The organism is Streptomyces sp. ID05-26A, assembly GCF_033794685.1.
GTDB lineage: Bacteria > Actinomycetota > Actinomycetes > Mycobacteriales > Pseudonocardiaceae > Lentzea.
Window position 1 is genome coordinate 476,107 of record NZ_JARAYZ010000004.1, and the last position, 24,093, is coordinate 500,199.

The 24,093-nt window shown below is 69.4% G+C and carries 21 protein-coding genes; 9 read left to right on the plus strand and 12 right to left on the minus strand.

Going from position 1 to position 24,093, the window contains the following annotated elements; translation table 11 throughout:
- Nucleotides 1-229: 229 nt before the first annotated feature.
- Genes PV646_RS33475 through PV646_RS33490 form a run of 4 tightly spaced genes read left to right on the plus strand, consistent with a single transcriptional unit; the run spans nucleotide 230 to nucleotide 5,035 of the window.
- Entirely contained in the window at nucleotides 230-1,480 is a 1,251-nt protein-coding gene (locus PV646_RS33475) for a glycosyltransferase 87 family protein (protein ID WP_500346300.1), read from the plus strand.
- Nucleotides 1,477-2,877 (plus strand): oligosaccharide flippase family protein, encoded by a 1,401-nt coding sequence (locus tag PV646_RS33480; protein WP_500346301.1) that lies wholly within the window; start codon nucleotides 1,477-1,479, stop codon nucleotides 2,875-2,877. Before PV646_RS33475 ends, PV646_RS33480 begins: the two co-directional genes overlap by 4 nt.
- Complete coding sequence (locus tag PV646_RS33485) at nucleotides 2,874-3,941, plus strand: glycosyltransferase (protein WP_500346302.1); 1,068 nt, start codon at nucleotides 2,874-2,876, stop codon at nucleotides 3,939-3,941. Before PV646_RS33480 ends, PV646_RS33485 begins: the two co-directional genes overlap by 4 nt.
- A complete protein-coding gene (locus PV646_RS33490; RefSeq protein ID WP_500346303.1) occupies nucleotides 3,938-5,035 on the plus strand; it encodes a glycosyltransferase family 4 protein in 1,098 nt (365 codons plus the stop codon). The genes PV646_RS33485 and PV646_RS33490 overlap by 4 nt, the downstream gene beginning before the upstream one ends.
- Here PV646_RS33490 and PV646_RS33495 read toward each other — a convergent pair.
- A complete protein-coding gene (locus tag PV646_RS33495; protein WP_500346304.1) occupies nucleotides 5,016-6,251 on the minus strand; it encodes a putative glycoside hydrolase family 15 protein in 1,236 nt (411 codons plus the stop codon). The two genes, PV646_RS33490 and PV646_RS33495, sit on opposite strands and share 20 nt — an antisense overlap.
- Entirely contained in the window at nucleotides 6,233-7,675 is a 1,443-nt protein-coding gene (locus PV646_RS33500) for a sugar transferase (RefSeq protein ID WP_500346305.1), read from the minus strand. The genes PV646_RS33495 and PV646_RS33500 overlap by 19 nt, the downstream gene beginning before the upstream one ends.
- Before the next feature lie 240 nt (nucleotides 7,676-7,915).
- Between PV646_RS33500 and PV646_RS33505 the strand changes: the two genes are divergently transcribed.
- The 5 genes from PV646_RS33505 to PV646_RS33525 all read left to right on the plus strand — a co-directional run bounded on the left by PV646_RS33505 (nucleotide 7,916) and on the right by PV646_RS33525 (nucleotide 14,046).
- Nucleotides 7,916-8,740, plus strand: coding sequence for a glycosyltransferase (locus PV646_RS33505; RefSeq protein ID WP_500346306.1), 825 nt, complete (start codon nucleotides 7,916-7,918; stop codon nucleotides 8,738-8,740).
- Entirely contained in the window at nucleotides 8,740-10,074 is a 1,335-nt protein-coding gene (locus PV646_RS33510; RefSeq protein WP_500346307.1) for an NAD(P)/FAD-dependent oxidoreductase, read from the plus strand. The genes PV646_RS33505 and PV646_RS33510 overlap by 1 nt, the downstream gene beginning before the upstream one ends.
- Nucleotides 10,050-11,006 (plus strand): lysyl oxidase family protein, encoded by a 957-nt coding sequence (locus PV646_RS33515; RefSeq protein WP_500346308.1) that lies wholly within the window; start codon nucleotides 10,050-10,052, stop codon nucleotides 11,004-11,006. Before PV646_RS33510 ends, PV646_RS33515 begins: the two co-directional genes overlap by 25 nt.
- A 401-nt stretch (nucleotides 11,007-11,407) precedes the next feature.
- Nucleotides 11,408-12,481, plus strand: a complete 1,074-nt coding sequence (locus PV646_RS33520) for a tryptophan dimethylallyltransferase family protein (RefSeq protein ID WP_500346517.1) — start codon at nucleotides 11,408-11,410, stop codon at nucleotides 12,479-12,481.
- A 203-nt stretch (nucleotides 12,482-12,684) separates the two neighbouring features.
- On the plus strand, nucleotides 12,685-14,046 hold the full coding sequence (locus tag PV646_RS33525; protein WP_500346309.1) for a tryptophanase: 1,362 nt from the start codon (nucleotides 12,685-12,687) through the stop codon (nucleotides 14,044-14,046).
- Between the two features lie 53 nt (nucleotides 14,047-14,099).
- Here the strand turns inward: PV646_RS33525 and PV646_RS33530 are convergent, their stop codons facing one another.
- The 10 genes from PV646_RS33530 to PV646_RS33575 form a co-directional block, all read right to left on the minus strand.
- A complete protein-coding gene (locus PV646_RS33530) occupies nucleotides 14,100-14,708 on the minus strand; it encodes a GTP-binding protein (protein ID WP_500346310.1) in 609 nt (202 codons plus the stop codon).
- Entirely contained in the window at nucleotides 14,689-15,066 is a 378-nt protein-coding gene (locus tag PV646_RS33535) for a DUF742 domain-containing protein (protein ID WP_500346311.1), read from the minus strand. Before PV646_RS33535 ends, PV646_RS33530 begins: the two co-directional genes overlap by 20 nt.
- Nucleotides 15,063-15,500 carry a roadblock/LC7 domain-containing protein gene (locus PV646_RS33540; protein WP_030475700.1) on the minus strand — a complete coding sequence of 146 codons (438 nt, stop codon included), beginning with the start codon at nucleotides 15,498-15,500 and terminating at the stop codon, nucleotides 15,063-15,065. The genes PV646_RS33535 and PV646_RS33540 overlap by 4 nt, the downstream gene beginning before the upstream one ends.
- A gap of 26 nt (nucleotides 15,501-15,526) precedes the next feature.
- The gene (locus PV646_RS33545) at nucleotides 15,527-17,923 is read right to left on the minus strand and encodes a sensor histidine kinase (protein WP_500346312.1); all 2,397 of its coding nucleotides are present in this window, start codon (nucleotides 17,921-17,923) and stop codon (nucleotides 15,527-15,529) included.
- A gap of 744 nt (nucleotides 17,924-18,667) precedes the next feature.
- Entirely contained in the window at nucleotides 18,668-19,657 is a 990-nt protein-coding gene (locus PV646_RS33550) for a hypothetical protein (protein WP_500346313.1), read from the minus strand.
- A gap of 52 nt (nucleotides 19,658-19,709) precedes the next feature.
- The gene (locus PV646_RS33555; protein WP_500346314.1) at nucleotides 19,710-20,729 is read right to left on the minus strand and encodes a hypothetical protein; all 1,020 of its coding nucleotides are present in this window, start codon (nucleotides 20,727-20,729) and stop codon (nucleotides 19,710-19,712) included.
- A gap of 12 nt (nucleotides 20,730-20,741) precedes the next feature.
- Nucleotides 20,742-21,248, minus strand: a complete 507-nt coding sequence (locus PV646_RS33560; RefSeq protein WP_500346315.1) for a hypothetical protein — start codon at nucleotides 21,246-21,248, stop codon at nucleotides 20,742-20,744.
- 57 nt (nucleotides 21,249-21,305) lie between these two features.
- Nucleotides 21,306-22,331, minus strand: coding sequence for an NAD(P)-dependent alcohol dehydrogenase (locus tag PV646_RS33565; RefSeq protein ID WP_500346316.1), 1,026 nt, complete (start codon nucleotides 22,329-22,331; stop codon nucleotides 21,306-21,308).
- Nucleotides 22,328-22,984, minus strand: a complete 657-nt coding sequence (locus PV646_RS33570; RefSeq protein WP_500346317.1) for an iron-sulfur cluster assembly protein — start codon at nucleotides 22,982-22,984, stop codon at nucleotides 22,328-22,330. The genes PV646_RS33565 and PV646_RS33570 overlap by 4 nt, the downstream gene beginning before the upstream one ends.
- Entirely contained in the window at nucleotides 22,981-23,994 is a 1,014-nt protein-coding gene (locus PV646_RS33575; RefSeq protein WP_500346318.1) for an amidohydrolase family protein, read from the minus strand. The genes PV646_RS33570 and PV646_RS33575 overlap by 4 nt, the downstream gene beginning before the upstream one ends.
- Nucleotides 23,995-24,093 lie beyond the last annotated feature (99 nt).

Here is a 24,093-nt window from a genome sequence, read left to right on the forward strand (position 1 = left end):
ACCCCGACCTCGCCGGCCCTGGCGACAGGACCGCCGGTGTGAGCACTCCAGAACTGTCAGACCCTCCTGAGACGCTAGCAGTGGGGCCTGAAATCCCCCTGGGGGCCGGTCAGCCCGGATCGATTCGGATGGCCACGATCCTCACCGCTGTCGGTCTGGCCGTCCTCGCCGCCTTGGCCACCGTGACCGCCGTAGCCGCCACCTCGATCGTCCTGGCGGTGGTCCCCGAATGATCACCACGACCAACCGGGCGAGCCTCGCCAAGACCATCGGCGTCGCCCTCGTGGCCGCGGCCGGCGCCCTCAGCGCGTTCCGTGCGCTCAAGCCGTCGTGGGAGGTACCGCTCCCCACCGAGGCGAACCTCCCCGAAGAACGCATGCAGGACTTCCGGGACGCGCTCTACTTCCCCATCCGCGAGTTCCTCAACGGCGGCAACCCGTACGACCCGGCGGTGATGTTCGAGCACTGGCCGGTGCGGCAGAACTTCAACCTCTACCAGCCCTACCACCTGGTCCTGCACCTGCCGTTCGCGCTGCCCGAGTACCGGGTGGGCGCGGTGGCGTTCGCGCTGGCGTGTCTCACTCTCATGATCGGGCTCGCCGTCATGGCGGCAGGCCGGGCGAAGCTGCCGATGATCGCGGGCACGGTCGTGATCAGCACACTGCTCGTCACGAGTCAGGTCGGCAAGGCCCAGATGTACGTCGGGCAGGTCAACCCGCTGATCGCGGTCGGTGCGGCGGGGGCGTTGCTGTTGCGCGCCAAGAGTCCTGGGTGGGCGTCGGCGGCGCTCGCGCTGGCCTGGTTGAAGCCGCAGTTCGGGCTGCCGCTGGCGTTGCTGCTGTTCTTGCGTGGTGATCGGAAGGTCGCGCTCCTGGGCACTGCCCTGGCGGCGCTGGCCAGTGCACCGGTGGCCGTGCTGCTCGTCGTGAGGGGCGGCGGGATCGGCGAGTTCCTCGACGTCATCTCGCGGAACCTGGAGTGGGCCAGCAGCACCGGGTACGGCGCGGTCGATTCCCTGACGGCGCAACGGGTCGACCTGCCGGCGGTGTTCTTCCGGACCACCGGGTGGTTGCCGCCCGCCGCGGAACTGCTGGCGCTGTGCGGAGTTCTCGCCACCACCGCTCTGCTGGCCCGCAAGCTCGACCGCACCGCGAACGGCGGTGAGGCGGCGGATCTGCTGACCTGCCTGGGCATCGTGGTCGCGCTCGTGCACCAGCCCGGCGACGTGCTGATCGCGGTGCCGGCGATGGTGGCGCTGGCGGTCGTGTGCTGGCGGCGGCGCAAGGACAGTCACTGGCGGTGGGCCGGTGTGGCGACGCTGCTGCTCGTGGTGCCGTTCGCACATCTCTACTTCGTCGACACGGTCATCAGGAACACCCTGGGAGCGCGGGCGAGCGTCACGCTGGACGGAGTGGCGGTCGTGGCCGCGTGGATCACCCTCGTGGTGTTCGCGGTGCGGCACGTCCGGCGCACCGCATGACAGACGTGGCGGTGCGGGGGTCGCTGTGGCTCTTCGCGGTCAACCTGGTGAGCAAGAGCAGCCAGATCGTGGTGACCCTCGCGCTCGCCCTGTTCCTCACGGAAGCCGACCTCGGCGCGGTGGCGCTGGTGGTGTCGGTCGTCAACATCGGCCAGGTCGTCCAGGCCATGGGCGTCTACGACATCGTCAGCCGCACCGCCCTGGACCCGCTGAAGACCGCCGGAACGGTGCTCACGATGAGCGTCGCGGCGGGAGCCGTGCTGGCCGTCACCCTCATCGCCGCCGCGAGTCCCATCGCCGCCGTGCTCGGGGCACCGGGCGCGGCGGACATGCTGCGGCTCGCGGCGCTCACGCTGCCGTTCACGGCGGCAGGCGGAGTGCAGATGGCGTTGATGCACCGCGACCTCGACTTCCGCCGCCGCATGCTCCCCGACGCGGGCGGCATGCTCATCGGGGCGGCGGTCACCGTCACGCTGGCAGCGACCGGCACCGGACCGGAAGCGCTGGTCGTCGGCCTGCTGTGCACCGCGATCGCGCAACCCGTGCTCGCCGCCGTCGCCGGCACGCGGATCAGGCCCACCTGGAACCGTGAGGCGGCAACGGAAGCGGCGAAGTGGCTGGCCGTGGTCGGACCGGGCGCGTTGATCGCCGTGCTGCTGATCAACGCCGACTACCTGGCACTCGGGCACGTCCTCGGGCCCGAAGCGGTGGGCGGGTACAGCCTCGCGTTCCGCATCGCCTGGGTGCCGTACATCATGATCGCGGTCGTGCTGGGCGGGGTGCTGTTCCCGATCTGCGCCGAACTGGTCCGGAGTGGACAGAGCACCGAGCTGCCGAACACCCTGCGGCGGTTCACCATCGCGACGCTCGTGATCACCGGCGGTCTGTACACGGCGGTCGCGTTGTCCGCGCACGGGATCGTCGTTCTCGGTGAGCAGTGGGCCGACGCCGCCGGGCTCCTGGTCCTGCTGTGCGGCTACGGACTCGGCCTGGGCCTGCTGCACGTCTGGTACCAGGTGATCAGGGCCGCCGGGCACGCCCGCCAGTACCTCGCCCTCGAAGCCACGCACCTCGTCGCCCTGCTGACGGCGCTGGTCTTCACGACCGAACGCGGCCCGGCGGCGGTCGCCCTCACCCAGCTCACCGTGGTGTGGCTGCTGGTGCCGGTCACGTGGCTGGTCCTCAGGCGCAACGGTCTCGCGTTCCCCCTGCCGTTCCGCGCGCTCGGCAGCGTCGCCGGAGCGGCGGCCGCGTGTCTCGCCATCGACCTCGTCCTGCCGGACAGCACGGGCGTCGCGGGCCTGATCGCCACCGGCCTGCTGCTGCTCGCCACCTACTGCGCGATCACCCTGCACCTCAACCGCACCGTCCTCATCGGACTGAAGGAGCGCGCGTGAAGATCGTCCACGTGACGCAGCCGGTCGAGGCCGGGGTCGCCGTCGTGGTCCTCGACCTGGCCCGGGCTCAGCAACGACAGGGCTGGGACGTCAGCATCGCCTGCCCGCCCACCGGCTGGCTGCCGGACGAGGCCACCGAGGCCGGCATCCCGTTGCACCCCTGGCACGCCACCCGAACGCCCGGCCCGAACACGGCCCGGGAACTCCGCTCACTCCGCGAGATCCTCAGGACGAACCGCCCGGACGTCGTCCACCTGCACAGCTCCAAGGCAGGCCTGGCCAGGCTCGTCCTGCGCGGCCGCGTCCCGACGATCTTCCAGCCCCACCTGTGGTCGTTCCGCGTCGCCACCGGACTGCTCAGCCGGGCCTCCCGGTTCTGGGAAGCCCGCGCCTCCCGCTGGACGACCCTGCTCCTGTGCGTCAGCGACGACGAACTCAAGGCCGGCCGCAAAGCAGATGTCACCGCGCGAGGCGTCGTCGTCTGCAACGGCGTCGACACCCAGCGCCTGACGCCGCGCACCAAGTCCCACGACACCCCCACGGCGTTGTGCGTCGGAAGGCTCGCCCACCAGAAGGGCCAGGACCTGCTGCTCGAAGCCTGGCCCGACGTGCTCGCGAAGGTGCCGGACGCCGAACTGCTGATCGTCGGCGACGGTCCGATGGCCGACCGGCTCCGAGCCGCCGAACACCCGAACACCCGCTGGCACGGCCACAGCGACCAGGTCTCCGACTTCTACGCCGAGGCCGACGTCGTGGTCCTGCCCTCCCGCGCCGAGGGCATGGCTCTGGTGCCGTTGGAAGCCATGGCCTGCGGACGCTCCGTCGTCGCGTTCGACGTCGAGGGCGTCGAACAAAGCCTCGGCGACGCAGGTGAGGTGGTCCCCGCAGGCGACACGAAAGCTCTGGCGCAAGCGATTGCTCTGCGCCTGTCAGACCCGGAGCTCGCGGCCGCCGAAGGCAAACGAGGCAGGCAGAGGGCCGAGACCCTGTTCGACCGCCACCGCATGACCGACCAGATCCTGACGCTCACCGCGAAGCTGGTCACCGAGGAAGGACGACGATGACACGGATCGCCTACCTGCTCACCCAGGACAGCGGTGGCCCGGTGGACGTGACGGTGCGCCTGGCCGCCGCGCTGGCCAAGTCGGGTGACGCCGAGGTGCGCGTGTTCGGCCCGCGACCGAGGCGCGGAGCCGAGCTGATCGACCCGTTCTTCGAAGAGACCCTGGTGATGCGCAAGGGGGACGTGGCCGCCGCACGCCAGGCGCGGGCCGCGATCAAGGCGTGGCGACCGGACGTGGTGCACGCCCAGGACCGCCGCTCCGGACTGGTCAGCGCGGGCCTCGCGACCAGCGGCACCAAGATCGTGCACACCTACCACGGCGTGCCCGACGAGGTGGCCGAACCGTGGTTCCGCAACGTCCGCGGCGCCACCCCTCCCCCGGCCTACACCAGGGCGGTGCTGGCCGCCGACGCCGCCGTCGCGCGGGTCGTGCACCGGACCGTCGTCCCGGCCAGGGAGATGGGCCGGTTCCTGCGTGAACGGCTCTACGTGCCCCCGCACCGGATGACCCACATCGACAACTGCGTCGAGGTCGGCGCCGCCAGCCCGCCCGCCCAGCCGGTCCGCAAGATCATCTTCGTGGGACTGCTGGTGGAGCGCAAAGGTCTGCTGAACCTGCTGGACGCGCTGGAGACCACGATGCCCGAGGACGCCACGCTGACGGTCGTCGGCGACGGTCCGCAGAGGCTTCAGGCGGAGGGCCGGGTCACGCGCAGGGGCCTCACGAACCGGGTGGAGTTCCTGGGTTTCCGCAGCGACGTCCCCGAACTGCTGCTGGAGCACGACGCGCTGGTGCTGCCGTCCACAATGGAGCAGCAGCCGCTCGTCGTCGCGGAGGCCATGGCCGCGGGCAAGCCCGTGCTCGCCACGGACACCGGTGGTGTCGCGGACATGCTGGGCGTTCCCGGCGACGACTGTCCGAAGCCCGGCGACGTGCCCGCACTCGCGGCACGGCTGGAAGCGCTGTTCGCCGACCCCGACCCGGCGAGCACCGGGGACCGGCTCGCCACGAGGGCACGGGAGCGGTTCACCCCGGAGGTCTGCGCCCGCAGGCACCTCGACCTCTACCGCAAGCTCACCGCCGCGGGCCGTTGACCAGCACCACCGCGTCGGCCGACGGCAGGTCGAGCTGGGCGGGCACCGCCTCGCCCTTGAGCGTCACGAGGCCCGGCGGAGGCGTCATCAGCACGGACGTCTTCGTCGGGTTCACGGCCACCCAGCCGCCCGAGTAGCGGCGGTTCCACACCCCGCTGGGCAGGCGGTTGGCCGACTCGACGGCCTCACCGAGCCGCGCGTCCTGGTACAGCGACCAGTACGGGTTCTTGTAGTCGGGCTGAGCCCTCGTCCAGCAAGTGTGGGGGCTCGCGAGGAGCGCGGCCGAGGCGTACCCGACGCGTTCCTCCTTGTCCGTCTTCGTGTGCGTGATCAGCAGCAGCCACGACTCGCCGAGCGCGGCCTGGGCGCGCTGCTCCTTGAACTGGTTGCCCTGGAACGTGATCAGCTCGCCGGTGCCGTCGTCGCCCTGCAGGCCGAAGTTCTCCTCCATCGCGCCCGCGTAGCGGGAGTGCGCCGACCAGCGGCCCGGGGTGAGCTGCGACTCGGAGACGTTGGGGATCAGCATCTTCCCGGCCTTCTCCAGGGCGTCACCGGTGAGCTGGAGCATGCCGTCGAGGCCGTCGCGCAGCAGCCGGTCCGTCCCGGCGGCGTCCGCGGTCCCCGCGAGCACACCGGACGAGTAGTACTTGAGCGAGCTGAAGTCGTTGTCCGCCAGCACGCCGTCCCAGCCCTCGCGCAGCACCTCGCCGACGACCGCGTCCGCCCACGCCTTCTGGTAGGCCGGGTCCCACACCGTCATCTGCCAGTGCTTCGGGTAGCCGTCCCACTCGATGCGCTGGCCGAGCGTGTTGATCGCGAACCACGCCGGCTGCTTCTGCTCCGCCGCGACGTACCCGACCCCGGTCGGCAGGTACCGGGCGTCCCGATCACCCTCGACCGCGCCGAAGTAGTTGCGGGTGCTGGAGAAGTCTTTGTAGACCAGCACTTTGACCTTGGGATTCAGCTCGTGGAGCTTGCGCATGGCCGCCGTCTCCCACGCGTTGAGCACGACCACGTCGTAGTGCTTGGCGGCCGCGCGGATCTCCCACGACGAGGGCGAGTCGCCGATGCCGTACCACCACGCGCAGGGCGCGAGCGCCTTCGGCAGCGGCCCGGTGATGATCGGGTCCGACTCGGCGGCACTGACCGCACATGCACTCGAAAGAAGTACGAAGGCGACAGCGACGAATCGACTTATCAGCGATTTCTCCGACAACACAACTCACCCGCTGTCATCAGTAGAATCCTCAGGTCGAGCCACAACGACCAATTCGCGATGTAGTAGTTGTCGTATCGAGACCTGTCGGCGATGGAGGTGTCACCTCGCAGACCGTGCACCTGGGCAAGTCCAGTGAGTCCGGTCGGGACGCGATGGCGCGCCCAATATAGCTCGTGAATAGCGGAAAACTCGCGAACGAAACCGGGACGCTCCGGGCGTGGCCCGACCACGCACATGTCGCCCCGCAGCACGTTCCACAGCTGGGGCAGTTCGTCGAGCGAGGTGCGGCGCAGGAACCGGCCGACCGGGCCGACCCGGGAGTCACCGACGACGGACCACGTGACCTGCGAGTCGTCCGCTCCGGACTGCCGGACGCTGCGGATCTTGAAGAGCGTGAAGGTGCGGTCGTCCATGCCGACGCGGACCTGGCGGAAGAACAGCGGCCGGCCGCTCTCGACCAGCACGGCGAGGGCGCACAGGCCGATCACCGGCGAGAGCACGACCAGGGCGAACGCGGCCAGCAGCAGGTCGGCCGCGCGCTTGATCCACCAGGTGGGCCTGCTGGTCGGGGCCGTGCCGAGGCGCATCAGCGGGTAGCTGCGCAGTCGTTCGATGCCGGGGCCGTCGGGGTGCAGCTCGTACATGCGGGGCACGACGAGCGTCGAGCACCCGAGCCGGTGGGCGGTGATCGCCGCGTCGACCAGCGGTGAGTCGCGGGTGTGCGAGAACGCGAGCACGACGGTGCCGGCCTTGAGCCGCACGATCGCGTCGGCCAGGTCGCCGTCGACGACGTCGAGCATCGGCGGCTCGCGGTCCGGATCGGGGCCGGAGTCGGCGAACGCGACGGGCCGCAGGCCGAACTGGGGGTGCTCCAGCATGGTCCGCGCGAGGTTCACGCCGACCTCGCCCGCGCCGACGATGATCGTGCGGTCGCAGCGATCGAACCGGCGCCGGCACCAGCGGCCGAACGCGAACACACCCCACCGCACCGGCTCGATGACCAGCGCGAACTCGATCATCGCCCACTGCACGGCGGTGAGCCCGGCCGGGTCGACACCGCTGATCAGGCCAGCGCCGGACAGCAGCGCGAAGGCCAGCGCCGTGCTCGCCGCGGACCGGGGCAGGTCCTGCAGCCACGACAGCCAGAGCCGACGCCGGTATAGCCGCCAGGCTCCCCTGATCGTGAGCACCGCGGCCAGGACCGCGCTGCTCCAGCCCCAGCCCAGACCGTGCCGCACGCACACCACGACGAGCGCCACGGTGTCGGCGAACGCGAGCAGGACCGCGACCGCGTTCACCCGGCTGAGCAGGTCCCGGCCCACCGAGGACGGCTTGAGCGGGCGCTGCGACGGGCGTCTGTGATCAGCCTCGCGCGCGTGCAGTGGGGCAGTGGGAACGGCAACCGCCGAGAATCGCCTCATTGGAAGATCATCCGATCGAAGGAGTTGTGGTCGCAGGAGCGCACGAAAGAGTGAATGAACTCTGAGAAATCATCTCTTCGGGTATCAATATTCCCTCTTCAGTGTCCCGCGTGACCGCAGTTGGTGAGGTTTCGACGCTGTTCCTGCCCTGAACTCACCCAGGGCCGCACTCAAAGCTTTAGCACGCCGTGTCAATAATTCTCGCCATCAACCACGAGCCACCGAAGAGGGGGCGTCAGAGTGAGAGTCGACGAACACGGCATCCGGCATTCCGCCGGTGAACCGGTCGCGATCGTGCAGAAGCCGATCCGCACGTGCGGCGATGTCCACGTCGTCCTGCCCGCCTACAACGAGGCCGTGGCGCTGCCGTCCCTGCTGGCGCGCATCGCCGGCACCGACCTCGCCGACCGGATCACGGTGTGGGTGGTCGACGACGGCTCGTCCGACGGCACCGGTGCCGCCACCAAGGGCGTGCGCGGGCTCGACGTCCGGCTGGTGACCCACCCGGTCAACCTCGGGCTCGGCCAGGCCGTCCAATCAGGACTGATGGCCGCGCTCGACGAGGCGGAGACCGACGACGTGCTGATCGTCATGGACGCCGACGACACGCACGACCCCGGCGTCTTCGCCGCCATGCTGGCCGAGGTCAAGGCCGGCGCGGACGTCGTGATCTGCTCCCGTTTCGTCGCGGGCGGCGACGACTCGACCGCGCCGCAGTGGCGCCGGTTGCTGTCGCGCGGCGCCCGCGTCGTGTTCGGCAAGGTGCTGCACTTCGACGGGGTCCGCGACTTCACCAGCGGTTTCCGCGCGTACCGGGTGAGCCTGCTGCGCCGGGCCGCCGCGCACTGGGGCGAGCGCCTGGTCGAGGAACGCGGGTTCGCCTGCATGGTCGAGCTCCTGCTCAAGCTGCGGCACTGCGGGCCGATCGTCAGCGAGATCCCGCTGCACCTGCGCTACGACCGCAAGCCCGGCGCCAGCAAGCTCCGGCTCGGCCGCACGCTCAAGCAGTACCTGCTCCTGCTCACGCGTGACCGCCTCGCGCCCGTGCCGTTCCGGAAGCTCTGATGCCCCAGCGCGTCGTCGTCATCGGCGGGGGCATCTGCGGCCTCGCCACCGCGCACCGCCTCGCCCGCGAGGGCCTGGCCGTGACGCTGCTCGAAGCCAGCGACCAACTCGGCGGCCTCGGCACGTTCTTCACCTCGCAGGGCCGCACGGTGGAACGCTTCTACCACTGCGTGATGCCGACCGACGACGCGTTGCTGGCGTTGCTCGACGAGGTCGGCCTGCGCGAGAGCATCGGCTGGAACCCCACCTCGATGGGCATGGTCGTCGACGGCGAGCACCGCTCGTTCAACTCGGCGCTCGACCTGCTGCGGTTCCGGCCGCTGAGCCTCGTGAACCGGATCCGCTTCGGCGTGATCTCGTTGCTGCTGCGCCGGTTGGGCAAGGGCAAGGACCTCGACGGCATGCGCACCGAGGACTGGTTGCGCGGCCTGTACGGCGACCGGATCTGGGAGATGCTGCTCGCCCCGATGTTCGGCGCGAAGTTCGGCGCCGCGTTCGGCGACGTGCCCGCGCTGTACGTGTGGCAGCGCCTGGGCCGCGAGAGCAACGAGGCCGTCCGCGGTTACCCCGCCGGTGGCTACAAGAGCGTGATCGACGCGTTGAGGGCGTCCATCGAGGCGCACGGCGGCGAGGTCCGCACTTCGGCGCCCGCCGCGCGGCTCGAAGCCGACGAGGACCGGGTGGTCGTCACGCTGGCCGGTGGCGAGACGATCGAGGCGGACCACGCGGTCTCCACGCTCCCGCTGCCGGCGTTGCGGACCATCGCGGACACCGCCCTCGCGCCGCTGCTGCCCGACGTGCAGCTGCCGTACCAGGGCGTCGTCAACACGTTGTTCTTCCTGCGCAAGCCGTTGTCCGGGCACTACTGGGCGCCGGTGCTGCGCTCGGGCACGGACTTCGACGGCGTGATCGAGATGACCCCGCTGACCGGTTCGGAGCGCTACGGCGACCGCCACCTGGTGTACGTCATGCACTACACCGGCCGCGACTCCGCGCTGTACCGCGAGGACTCCGACAGCATCGCCCGCCGCTGGACCGAGCAGCTGCTGAGCATCCACGACGGACTCACGCCGGACGACGTCGACGAGGTGCGCGTGTTCAAGGCGCCGTTCGTCGAACCGGTGTACCCGCTGGGATATCTCGCGAAGCGACCCGCCACCGAGGTCCCCGGCACCCGGCTGCGGCTCGCCACGACGGCCCACGTCTACCCGAACGTCACCAGCTGGAACTCGAGCGTCGAGCTGTCCAACTCGGTGACCGCCTCCCTCCTGCGCGACGCCAGGAGGTCCACGACCCAGGAGAACACCGCATGCTCAGCAGAATCGGCGCGGTGATCGCAGCACTCACGATCACCGCGGTCAACCTCGTCTCCTCACAGCACGTCCAGGCCGATCCCGCGCCGCTGCTGCCGGATCTCCGCCAGGCGCCCATCGGCTGTCCCGGCGGGCACGACGGCTCCCCGCTCCTGTGCCGGGCCTGGGACGTGTGCCTCGTCGAGGACGCGTCCGCGCCGCGCGGCAAGTGCATGAACCGCGGCGGTGCCGCCCAGGCCGTGCGCCTGCGGTTCACCACCTCGATCGACAACGTGGGCGACGGCCCGTTGCTGCTGCACGCGCACCGGGACAACACCTCCACGCCGACGATGAACGTCCGCCAGGCCATTCAGTCCGGTGTGGACGGTTCGATCGCCGGGTCGTACAACGAGGCCCGCCGCGAGACGAAGTCGAGCGCGTACTACGAGCCCGCGCCCACGCACACGCACTGGCACCTGCTCAACTTCGAGTACTTCCAGCTGCGCAACCCCGACGGCAGCGTGGTCGTGACGGACCGCAAGAACGGTTTCTGCCTCGGCGACCGCTACGAGGTCTTCGACGACCTCCCGCACCGGCCGACCGATCCCGCGACCCCGGCGGGTCAGCTCGCGAAGCGCCTGGACGGCCACATGTGCGAGCACCACAACCCGTCCGCCTTGGACGTCGTGTTCGGCATCTCGGTCGGCTCCGGTGACGACTACAAGTACGAGGTCGACTTCCAGTGGCTCGACCTCACCCACGTGAAGTCCGGTGTGTACGACGTCGTGAACGTCGTGAACTCCGACCGGGCGCTGCTGGAGAAGAACTACGACAACAACGCGGCGTCGATCGCGATCTCCGTGCAGTGGCCGAAGGGGGCGGTGAACCCGCCGGCCACGATCGACGAGGCACCGTCGGTGCGCATGATCCGCAGCTGTCCCGGCAAAGCGCGCTGCGCGAAGTCGAACGGCTGAGAGCCTTTTCTGCAAGCCCCGAACGGGGGGTGTTCGCCGCGGCGAACACCCCCGTTTTTCTTTTGTACCGGGACAAACGGTCACGTTGCGGGCGCATTACCACGACGGCCACTAATCGCACAAACCTTACTCTGCGACACCAATACCCGGCGCGCATAGCACACCCGTCCACGCAGACGCAATTGCACGGGACGTCAGTCGAAAACGGTCAAGTCAATAGACCGGGTGGTGCAATCTTCATCACAGCGCAGAGTGTTGCACGCAACCCCCTTGGCCCTTGACCTGGACATGTGGCTTATTGAGAGAATTCACGTTGCGATTCCACCCCGTCAGGATTGCAACCCGACCTGATTCCCCGTCCGATCAGGAGTGGCCCCGTCTTGAGCGCGTCCGCCGTCTCCATGCACGATTTCGCCATTGGACAACTTCACAACCTCCTGCGCGCGGTCGGTTTAGCGGACGCCGCCAATACCGCGACAAAACTGCTGGGTGAGGCATTGGGACCGGGTGCCCGCTTACCTCTCTCCGCCACTCCCCATTGGCCCTCTTCCGTCGCCGACGACCACACCCCGGTCGAATTCTCGGTGGCTTTGGCCCAAAACGAACGCCCCGCCGTGCGGATGATCGTGGAGTCACTCGCCGAGCAGCCCGGCAGCAGCGCCAACCTCGCCACCTCGCTCGCGGTGCTCGAGCGGCTCGCGGAGCAGTACCGGCTGCGGCGGGACAAGTTCGACCTGGTGCGCGACCTGTTCCTGCCGGACGACCCGCAGGGCGCGTTCGCGCTCTGGTACGCGTTGATCGTCCAGCCCTCGGGGGCGCCCGCGATCAAGGTCTACCTCAACCCCGAGGTGCGCGGGCCCGAACACGGCACGGGCCTGGTCACCGAGGCGTTGTCCCGGCTCGGCCTGAGCAGCGCGCTCCCCGCCATCACCGAGCACGCCCTGCGGCGCGAGGGACTGGACAAGTTCTCCTTCTTCGCCCTCGACCTCATGGACGAGAACCGGGCGCGCGTGAAGACGTACGTGTCGCACGACGACGCGATGGTCGCGGACGTGGTGCACGCCTCGGCGGCGGCCCTCGACGTCGACCCGGATCTACTGGCGGACGTCTGCGCGATCGCCTGCGGTGGCACCGGCCCGTTCACCCGCCGCCCGATGATGTCGAGCTACACGTTCATGGCCGGCGACACGGACCGGCCCAGTGGCTACTCCCTCTACATGCCGCTGCGCGACTACGTGGAGGACGACCTGGAGGCCTGCGAGCGCGTGCTGGCGATCATGGCTCGGTGCGGGCTCGACACGTCGCCGTTCGTGATGGCGCTCGCCAGCCTCGTGCGACGGCCCCTGAGCGACGGGGTGGGACTGATCGCCCACGTGTCGCTCCGGCTCGGCAACCCGAAGCCCGGGGTGTCGGTCTACCTGTCCTCGGAGGCGTACGACGTCACGCCGCCGCGCAGCAAGGCACTGCTCGTGTAGGGCCTGCGTCGAAGCCCGGTTCGCGACAGCCGGGCCCGAGGCGGCCCCTGGCGGCACGACCGGACGGCCCACGTACAACACCGGTACGCGGCCCGTCCGGCCGCACCACCAGGAACCACCTCAAGCGCGCCCCTCATCGAACCGGGCTTCGACACAGGCCCTAGCCGCACCACGTTCACCGCACCGCCAGAAAGGCCACCGCCGTGGAGCCGTACCGCATCAAGGTCGTCGAACCCATCCCCATCACCACCCGCGACTACCGGGAGCGCCGCTACGCCGAGGCCGGCTGCAACCAGTTCAACCTCACGGCGGACGACGTCACGATCGACCTGCTGAGCGACTCCGGCACCGGCGCGTTGTCCGCGGAGCAGCAGGCCGCCGGCATGCGCGGCGACGAGACCTACGCCGGGGCCCGGTCCTGGTTCCGGTTCCGCGAGGTGGCCGAGGAACTCACCGGGTACCAGCACATCTTCCCGGTGCACCAGGGCCGGGCGGCGGAGCGCATCCTGTTCGGCGCGCTGCTGAAGCCGGGACAGCTCTCGGTGGGCAACACCCACTTCGACACCACGCGCGCGAACGTCGAACTGGTGGGCGGCGTGGTGCGGGACCTGCCGTGCCGCGAGGCGGCCGACCTCGACAGCGACGCGGACTTCAAGGGCGACATCGACCTCGTCGCGCTCGAAGCAGTGCTGGACGGGCCGGAGGACGTCGGCCTGGTGCTCATGACGATCACCAACAACGGTGGCGGCGGGCAGCCGGTCTCGATGGCGAACCTCAAGGCCGTGAAGAAGTTGTGCCGCAAGTACGGGGTGCCGTTCTTCCTGGACGCGGCACGGTTCGCCGAGAACGCGTGGCTGGTGACGCAGCGGGAGAAGAAGTACCGCGACCACACCCCGCGCGAGGTCGCGAAGCTGGCGTTCGGCATGGCCGACGGGTGCGTGGTGAGCCTGAAGAAGGACGGCATCGTCCACATCGGAGGGATGCTCGCGCTGCGGGACACCGAGTTGGCCAAGCAGTGCGAACTCCTGCTGATCGCCACCGAGGGCTTCCGCACCTACGGCGGACTCTCCGGGCGTGACCTCGACATGTGCGCGCAGGGCCTGATGGAGGTCACCGACCCGCTGTACCTGCGCGAGCGCGCCGACGCCACCGCGTACCTGGCCGAGTGCGCACGGCAGGCGGGCGTGGACAGCGTCCGCCCGGCCGGTGTGCACGCGGTGTACCTCAACGCGGGCAGGCTGTTGCCGCACATCCCGTCGAGCCGGTTCACCGGCCACGCCCTCGCGTCGGAGCTGTACCTCGCGGGCGGGATCCGGTGTGCCGAACTGGGTTCGCTCTACCTCGGCGAGATCAACGAGTCCGGTGAGCTGCTCACGCCGGCGCCGTTCGAACTGGTGCGGCTCGCGATCCCGCGGCGCGTCTACACGCGCAGCCACCTGGAGTACGTGGCCGAGACGCTCGCGGGGATCGCCAAGAACCCCGAGCGGGTGCCCGGTTACCGGCTCACGGAGGCGCCGGTGATGCTGCGGCCGTTCCGCTGCCGCCTGGAGCAGGTCAAGCCCTGAGAACGCGGGAAGCCCTTGGCGCACAACGCCAAGGGCTTCCGTGAGAGCGTGTCTCAGGCCATCACGTCGAGCTTGTTCATCGCGTGCTCGATGACGCTGACGAGCACCTTCTTGCACGACTCGCGGTCGCGCGCGTCGCACAGCAGCAGCGGCACGGACTCGGAGACGTCGAGTGCCACGCGCATCTCCTCCGCCGTGTAGGAGTGGCTGCCCTGGAAGCAGTTCACGGCCACGACGAACGGGATACCGCGGCGCTCGAAGAAGTCGATCGCGCCGAAGCCCGCGTCGAGCCTGCGGGTGTCGACCAGGACGACGGCGCCGATCGAGCCGATCGCCAGTTCGTCCCACAGGAACCAGAAGCGGTCCTGGCCCGGTGTGCCGAAGAGGTAGAGGACCAGTTCGGGGTTGATCGTGATGCGGCCGAAGTCCAGGGCGACCGTGGTGGTGGTCTTGCCCTCGACGCCGTAGAGGTCGTCGATCTCCTCGCCGGCCTCGGTGAGGAGTTCCTCGGTCCGCAACGGGGTGATCTCGCTGACCGCGCCGACCATCGTCGTCTTGCCGACGCCGAAACCACCGGCGACGACGATCTTGACGGACGACGGGACGAGGAGCTCTTCCTTGCCCTGCCCGGAACCCGGGCGGTCAGATTGCACGGACACCATCGAGCACCTTCTGGAGTAGGTTCATGTCGACCGGGGCCACCGTGGTGGCCGGGCCGCTGGTGATGACGTCACCGCGCTGGATGAGGTCGCTCAGGAGCACCTTCACCACGACGAGCGGTGCGTGCAGGTAGGCGGCGACCTCCGCTACGGAAAGCGGTTTCCGGCAGAGCTTGATGATCTCCAGGTGCTCCACCGACAGCGTGCCCTGGTCCGTCGTCGTGCGCAGCGCCCGGACCTGGGTCGTCAGCGTCAGGTCCTCGCCGGCGGGCTTGGGCCTGGTGCGGCCGTTCACCATCGCGTAGGGGCGGACCATGGGGCCCGCCGCCTCGTCGTACCACCAGTCCGAGGAGTTGCTCATGACAGGCCGAGGGGGTTGGGCATCCTCGGTGACGCCAGTGTTCTCGGCGCGGACGACAGGTACGCGCCGACGCGCTTCACGAGCATGTTCATCTCGTACGCGATCATGCCCATGTCGGCGTCCTCGTCGCCCACCACCGCGAGACAGGCGCCCTGTCCCGCCGCGGTGACGAACAGGTGCGCGCGCTCCATCTCGACGATGGTCTGGCGGACCTGTCCACCTCCGAAGTGCCGTCCGGTGCCACGAGCGAGGCTCTGGAACGCGGACGCCATCGCCGAGAGGTGGTCGGAGTCGTCCTTGGACAGCTCGGGAGAGTGGGCGAGCAGCAGGCCGTCCGCGGAGAGCACCACCGCGTGCCGGGCACCGACCACTCTCGCGACGAGGTCCTCCAGCAGCCAGTTGAGCTCGGGGTGCCCGCCGGTCAGGTCGTCCACGGAAATAGCCCTTTCAGTATTCGTGATCACGGTTCCACGACGTCGTCGGCCTGGCGGGCGTCACGCGTGCCCTGCTGGAAGGCGGACATGCCGTCGCGGGTGCGTTCCGCCCGTTCCTCGGGGTTGAACTCCGCGAGTTCGGGCATCGGCCGGAGTTCGTCGTTGGCCAGCTGGGGTACGAGGTGCTGCTGCCGCCTCCGGCGCGGTAGCTCCGGCCGTCCGTTCTGACGCGTCGTCGCCTCACCTTCCGCCGGGTCGGCGGTCGGCCACGCGCCGCCCTGGCGGTCGTCCCGGGGCAGTTCGAGCTGCCCGCTGTTGCTGTCCAGATCCCTTTCCGGGTCCGGGCTCCGGCCGTTTCCCACTGCCCTCCCGGCCCAGAACTCGTCCAGCTGGAAGGTCTCGGTGGGCCTCTCGGGCGGCAGGGAGTCGTGCGTCAGTTCGCCCTGCATCGGCACGGCGGCCCCCAGTGCCTCCGGGGAGCGCGAGGCCTGCTGCAGCGTCTGCTGGCGGAACGTCGGCTTCGGCATCTGCACGGCGTCCGCGGGGTCGGCCGCGCCCGCCTCGCCGACGATCAGCTCGGACGGGATCAGGACCAGCGCGATGGTGCCGCCGGACGGGCAGTCGCGCAGCTCGACGTGGACGTGGCGGCGTGCGGCCAGCCGGGCGACGACGAACAGGCCCAGGCGGGACTCGCCGCGCAGCCGCATCGCCTCGAAGTCGGGCGGTGCCTCCAGCATCTTGTTGTGCTGCTCGCGGTCCTCCGGCTTGATGCCGAGGCCGTGGTCCTCGATCTCGATGACGAGGCCCTGCGGCACCTCGCTGCTGTGGATCTCGACCTGCGAGCGCGGCGAGGAGAACGAGGTCGCGTTGTCGACGAGCTCGGCGATCAGGTGGATCGTGTCGGCGACGGCGGCGCCGACCAGCGCGACCTCGGGCACCGGGTGCACCTTCACGCGGGCGTACTGCTCGGTCTCCGCGACGGCGGCGCGCACGACGTCGAGCATGCGCACGGGCTTGCGCCACTGCCGGCCCGGCTGCTCACCGGTGAGGATGATCAGGTTCTCGGCGTTGCGGCGCGCGCGGGTGGCGAGGTGGTCGAGCTGGAAGAACGCGTCGAGGTGGTCGGGGTTCTCCTCCTCGCGCTCCAGCTTGTCGAGGATCTTGAGCTGGCGGTGCACCAGACCCTGGTTGCGGCGCGCGATGTCGAGGAAGACCCGGTTCACGCCTTCACGGGTCTGCGACTCCTTCACGGCCGCAGCGACGGCGGTGTACTGCGCGGCGTTGAACGCGTCGGCCACCTGGCCGATCTCGTCGTTGCCGTAGTCGAGCGCGGGGACCTCGGCGGCGACGTCGACGTGCTTGCCCTCGCGCAGCCGTTCCACGATGCTCGGCAGCCGCTCGTGGGCGAGCTTGAGCGAGTCGCTCTTCAGGCTGATCAGGCGGACGATCAACGCCTTGTTGACGAGGCGGTTCGACACGCGCACCGCGACGAAGATGCCGGCGATGACCGCGATCAGGGCGATCAGGCTGCCGATGAGGACGGTGGTGAACTTCTCCTTGCCGTTCGCCATGGCGGTGTTCACGGCGCCGGTGGACTGCTCCTGCACCAGCGTGGTGAGCTCGGCCGACACCGCGCGGCTGGTGTTCTCCCAGTCGGTCAGCGAGACCTGCTGCCCGATGGGCCGTTCCGCGTTCTGCAGCAGGCGGTTCTCGAGGCCGACCAGCTGCTGGTACGGCGCGCTGCCGGTGAGCTGCTTGTAGTGGTCGCGCACGTTCTGCAGGGCGGTGGGCTCGATGACGTTGAGCGTGAAGTGGTACGCGCCGACGAGCTGGACGAACTCGCGGTGCTCCTCGGGCGTGAACCGGCCGGCCGCGATGGCGCCGGCGGCGATCGAGCTCGACCGCGAGGCCGCGTCGGAGGCCTGGAAGTACTGCACCGCGCCGATCGCGCCCTGGACGGTCTCGGCGTCCGGCACGACGCGGGCCTGCGTGCCGAAGAGCGATCCACCGGCGTCGAGCACGCTGTTGTAGTAGCGGTAGACCTCGTCCTTGGACGAGTTGCCCGCCTCCAGGCGCTCACGCTGGTCGGGCAGCTGGTCCAGCAGCCCGTTGAGCTTGTTGATGCCGTCGACGATCTCCTGCGGCGCCTGGGAGGCGAGCTCCGCGAACGCCGTCTTCATCTTCTCGACGTCCTTGTCGGTGTCCTGCTGCTGCTTGAGCAACGCCGACGCGTTCGCACCGGGACGGCTCAGGTTCGTCATGCTGAGCTCGCGTTCCTTCTGCAGCGACGCGAAGGACTGGACGGCGGGGATCGAAGCGTCCCGCACACCGGAGGCGACCAGCTGGAGGTAGAGACCCTCGAACACCGTGTAGGACGAGAACAGCGCCCACATGGCCAGAAGGACGACGCTGGGAACCACCACGACACCAGTGAGCCGAGAACGAATTGTCTTGTAATTCGTCTCAGGCACGTTCTTCAGCTTCACAACGCTCCACGACCACCCGAATTGGCGACGGAAAGATAACACCACATGATCAACATGACCAACAGCGATGATCTTGAGGGGGTGAGAGCAGAGTACTCAGTCGGATGCGCAACGCAACACCCCCGAACCTCGGTTCGGTGTCCCTCGTTGTCATGGATGAACACGCTCTCGCAGGCCAGGGCGGGTCAGACTGACCGAGCGGGCGAAAGGATGCCTAGCTGGGCTTATGGCAACAGAACTGTGGAAACGCAGTGGCTATTCAGCGTGAACTTGACACGGGCGCACGGCGTCTCCTAAGCGGGCGCGGAGCGCAACCAATCGTCGCTATCCGTTACCGACACTTATTCCGATATTCGCATGACGATCAAGGCGCCCCGCCCTCGTCATCAAGAACACGTCAATTCCGCTGGTCATCGCCGCGGCGAGCGCGGATCCGGCCCCGACCACCGCGCGAAACGCCCAGGGGCCCGCACCCCGGCCACCGCGTCGGCGGACACCGGCACGGCGAGCGCCTCCATAGTGGCCTCCGCCACACTTGGCCGTAAGACGCCGGTTCAGTCAACCCGGTTGAATCCATCAGTACGCAAAGCATCTACACGTTCTTGTCTGTTTTCTGTCCGCGCGCGCCCTCTCCCGTTCCGTTCCGCGATTCCCCGTTTCGTTCTGCCCGCGCGAGGAAAGTCAGTGGTACGACCGCTGGCCGCGTTCCGCCCGCGCCTGTTCGATGCGTGCTTCCAGATCCGCGAACCACTGCCGGCCTTCCGTGCCGCAACTGTCCCGGATCTCGTGCTTGAGCTCGTAGGTGTTGGCGTTGAGCGTGCGGACCTGTTCCAGACCGTGGTCGACCTGTGTCCGCAACTCGCCCCGCGACCTCTCCAGGTGCGCCGCGGCGGCCCGCATCTCAGCTCGGGCCTGTCTGCTCACCATCAGCTGACGCGGTGCGACCCGTGCCCGGCGGGCCAGGAACGACATGGTGTGCAGGGAGGCCTGCGTGGACTCGTAGTTGAGGTGCGCGGTGTCGGCGCACTGGTAGGACTCGCGGTGGAACAGGCGCAGGGCGTGGAACTTCACCTCGCCGTCGGCCGTGTTCCTCGCCCGCAGCTTCACGAGCCGTGCCCGCACCCGCTCGGCCTGGCGGCGCACCTTGGCGTTCTCGGCCCGGACGCGCTCGAGCGCGCGGTCCGCCTCCGCCGCCGCGGCGCGGACCTCCTCGACCGTGACCCGGCGGGCGCGGCGGTCCCAGAGCCTCATCGCGACCAGGACGAGCACCGCGGCCGTCGCCGCGCTGCCGAAGAGCGAGGTGCCGTCGTCGACGACGTGCTCGCCGGGCAGCGACGGCTTCTTGCCCAGGAACACGTAGGTGTTCACGGCGGCCAGCAGCACCAGGCCGCGCAGGAGCAGGCCGGACCAGCGCTTCAGCGGTGGCGAACCGCGCAGCCGGCCGTTGCGGTGCAACGCGAACCTGGTCAGCAACATCGCCAACGGCACGGCCGCCAGCGAGCCCCAGAGCCACTCGTGCAGGTGGACCGCGTGGCCGGGGACGCCGTCGAGGACGATGCGCGTCGCGACCGCCGGTGCCGCCAGGACGATCGCCGCCGGCATGGCGAGGAACAGGGCGAAGAACGCGATCGCGCAGCCGCCGCCACCACCGCCGCGCTGGTTGCGGCTCACCGGCGCCACCCGTCCGACGACGTCACAGCACTCTCCTTGATGCGAGGGGGTTTCAGTGCAGCGGACTCTCGCCGCGTGCCGCCCGTGCCTTGTCGATGCGCGCTTCCAGCTCGGCGTACCACTGCTGTCCCTGCGGGCCGCAGGTGTCCCGGATCTCGTACTTGAGGTCGGCGGTGCCGATGTTGAGGCCGCGGACCGCGTTGAACCCCTGGTCGACGTCCACCTTCAGCACGTCCCGCTGCCCTTCCAGGTGCGTGGCGAGTGCCTGCATCTCGGCCTGGACGCCTTCGCGCTTCAACCACGACGACGCCTTCCGCGTTCTGCGGGCCAGGTACTCCACCCGGTGCAGGGACGTCTGCGCGGACTCGTACCTGCCGTACTCGAGATCGGCGCACTGGTAGGACTCGCGGTGGTCTCCGCACAAGACCGGGAACTCGAGCCCCGATCCCCTGGGCGCGTGCGCGAGACCGCGCGGCCCGGCCTCCCGCATCATCCGCAGGCGCGTGCGCACGTGCTCCGTCTGCTGCGCCACCCGCTGGTTCGCGGCCCTGACCTCGGCTATGACGGTGTCGGCCTCCTGGACCGCCCGGCGCAGGTTGCCCCGCGTCGGCAGCCGCCAGGAGTGCCTGTCCCACAACCTCATCACGATCAGCACGACGATCGCGGTCAGCCCCGACTTCCAGAGGGCGGGCCAGACGTAGTCGGTGATCACCTCGGACGGACGGCCAAGCGGCGCGGAGAGTGCGAGCGCCTGGTAGGCGACGAGGTTCACGGCGCAGAGCAGCACCACGGCCCGCAGCAGGATCCCGAACCAGCGCCGCGGCCAGGTCGAGTCGCGGCGCAGCCTTCCGTCGCGGTGCAGCACGCACCGGACCAGCACCATGGCCAGCGGCACGGAAATGGCCGTGCCCCAGAGGTTGTCGGTCAGCCGGTGCGCCTGGTCCGGCCGGTCGCCGAACACGATGTGCGCCACGGCCGCGGCCGACAGCAGGTACCGGACCAGGAGCCACAGGACGACCGGGACGATCAGCAGGAGGCCGCACCCGAGTGCGGACCTGTCGTTCTTCGCCACGACCCGGTGCCCCTACCTCCGCCGGCCCTTGCCGCGCCGCCGCTCGACTCCCGCCGCAGCCGCGACGTCCCGCGCACCCCCGCCGTTGAGGACCCTGTCGACGACCGCCGTGACGTCGTCGCCGAGGTCCTTGTGCTGCTGGACGAGCAGGGTGGTGAGGCGCTCGGTGAGGTCGATGTACATCTGGCGTTCTTCCAGCGGCAGTCCCGGTTTCACCGCCTTGCGCTGCATCTCGAGCAGGCACTCGCGCATCGCCACGGCGTTCTTCTCCACGCCGCCGAGGTGCTTGCGCGCGTGACGCAACGTGCTGGAGGACTCCTGGCGCCGCTGGCCGAGCAGCGCCAGGACGATCTCCTTGCGTTCCGAGGACTCCGACTCGACCCGCCGCATCTCGGTGTTGAGCGCGTGCGACTCGGCGATGTACCGCCCGAGGGGTCCGAGCGGACTCAACGTCTTGGCGACACGGGACACCGTCTCGGTGAACCGGACGTTGTCGCCCTGGACCGTCACCAAACTCATGGCCCGTTCATCCGCGAGGCGGGGCAGGACGTTACAGCCCGAACGAGTTTCCCCCGGTCAGGGCGTGAGGATCGCCCTGCCCCGCACCCGCCCGCCGTCGAGGTCGTCGATGGCGTCCTGGAACCGGTCCAGTGGGTACTTCTGGGTGTGCAGCCTGACCTTGCCCTGTGCCGCCAGCACCATCAGCTCGCACAGGTCGGTGTAGGAGCCGACGAGGTTGCCGATCAGGTTGATCTCGGTGGAGATGATGTCGATCGTGGGCACGTCGATGTTCTCGCCATAGCCGACGACGTGGTAGTCGCCCGCCCTGCGCAGCATCGCCACGCCGTCCTTCGTCGCGCCGCCCTCACCGACGAAGTCGATCACCGTTTCGGCGCCGTACCCACCGGTGAGGTCCAGCACCGCCGCGACGTGCGAGCCGTCCGCGACGACGCCGTGGTCGGCGCCGATGGTCTCGACGAGCTTCACCGCGTCCGGGTTGCGGTCCACGACGACGATCTCGGCCGCGGTCAGCGCCTTGAGCACCTGCACGCCGATGTGGCCGAGGCCGCCCGCGCCGATCACCACGCACCGGTCCCCCGGCCGCAGCCTGCGCGCCGCCTTGGCCGCCGCGTGGTACGCCGTGAGGCCCGCGTCGGCGAGCGCGGCCACGTCGGAGGGTTCGAGCGCGTCGTCGATCTTCACCACGCTGCGCGCCGAGGTCTTCAGGTACTCCGCGTAGCCACCGGCGGTGTCGATGCCGGGGAACTGCGAGGCGGCGCAGTGCACGTCGTCACCGCTGCGGCAGGCCCGGCACAGGCCGCACGTGATCAGCGGGTGCACGATCACCTTGTCGCCCTCCGCGACGTTCGTGACGGCCGCGCCGACCGCGTGCACCCAGCCGGCGTTCTCGTGGCCGATCGTGTACGGCAGCGTGACACCGGACTTCTCCGCCCACTGCCCTTCGAGGATGTGCAGGTCCGTGCGGCAGACGCCCGCACCGCCGATGCGCACGACCACGTCGAACGGGCCGGTCACCTCAGGCTCCTGGACCTCGATGAGCTCCAACGGCTTGTGGTAGCCGACTACCTGCACGGCCCTCATGACGTTCCCTCCATTGCGTAACGGGTGCGGAGCAGACCACGGCAGAAGTGCGCGTTGCCCTCGATGGAAATGCCGACCGACCTCGCGAACCGCAGGCGCAGCGGCAGGTCGCCCGGTGGCAGCGGCACGCCGTTGTCGTCGACGAGCACCAGCGCGTCCGGTGCGGTGTCGAAACCAAGCGCGGACCGCCTGCGCCGCAACGCCTCCGTGGCCTTGGCGGCGGGAAGGTCCTGCAGCCTCAACGACCTCAGGCGTTCCAGCGGCACGGTGCGCACCGCCCGTTCCATCGCCGCCGCGTGGGCCTTGCGCTGGAACGTCAGCCGCAGTTCCTCGAGATCACGGGACGCCTCCTCGCCGTACGTGCCGACGAACCCTGCGTCGGCGGCGACCCCGCGATTGATCACGTCCGAGTCGTGGTGGTCGTCCAGCACCACGAGCACGTGCCTCGCGAGACCGCGCAACACGTCCTTGGCGTCCGATGCCATGAGGTACGCGAAGTTCGGCGAGCAGAACGCGGTCGGCAGTCGCAAGTGGACGGTGAGCACGTCGCCGTCCAGCGCCACCGACCGGACGAACCCGAGCGTGGTGATGGGCTCGTCCAGCTCGGGGTCCATGACCTCGTCGAGCGCCTTGTACACGGCCGCCTCGATCATGCGACCGACACCGCCTCCTGCTCGACCGGGGCGACGTCGAGACCGGTGGGCACCGGGATGTCGTACATGCGGGCCGCGTTGAGACCGAGGATCTTCTTCTTCTGTGCCACGGTGAGCGGCGCGTACTCGGTCATGTCGGCGGGGATCTGGAAGTCGACGAACCGCTCGACCAGCCAGCGCGGCGTCCACAGGGCGTAGTCGCTGGAGAACTGGATCCGGTCCTCGTTCAGCCAGTACAGCAGCTCGCCGATGATCTGCGCGAAGTAGCGCGGCCGGGTGTGGATGAACGGCATGGCGACCGCGAGGCCCGCGTGCACGTTCGGTTCCTGCGTGGCGATCCAGCAGAAGTCCTCCAGGCGCGGCAATCCGCAGTGCTCCACGACGAAGTTCAGCTCGGGGAAGTCCGTGGCCGCGTGGTCGACGTCGGCCACCTCGAACGCGTCGCGGTCCAGCGGCCGGATCGTGGGCCCCTTGTGGATGTGGATGTTGCGGATGCCCAGCTCCTGCGCGGTCTCCAGGTACCGGTAGCTCCACGGGTCGTCGAGCCGGTAGCCGCGCGAGTCGCCGTACCACTCGGCGGTGTAGAGCTTCACGCCCTTGAGCCCGAACCGTTCCGCGTCGCGCTTGAGCTCGTCGAGCCCCTTCTGCTCACGGCGCGGGTCCCAGCAGTGGTTGTAGGTCAGCTTGTCGGGGTGCTTGGAGGTGAGCGCGAACGCTTCCTCGGTCTGCCCGAAACCGTTGTGGTAGAAGGCACCCAGGTGCGCGGGCTGGAAGATCGCGTGGTCCACGTACCCGTCGTCGAACAGGTCCTTCATCAGGCGTTCGCCGCCCTGGTACAGGTACTCCTCGTACGACCAGACCTCCTCCTCCGGCGAGAGGTTGCGGTGGTAGTCGTAGAAGCAGTCGATGAACTGCTTGCCGTGGATGTTGCGCTGGTTCTCCGGGCGGGCGTCCCAGAGCGCGACGTGCGCGTCGACGATGAAGTAGTTCTCGCCGTCCTTCGAGTACATGGCCGCCTCCTGTGGTGGTGGGGACGACCGTAGGAAGATCGCCGCAGCTCAGGGAGGTGCCCGGTGTCTCACTTTGAGACATCCGGTACCCCTGCTCAC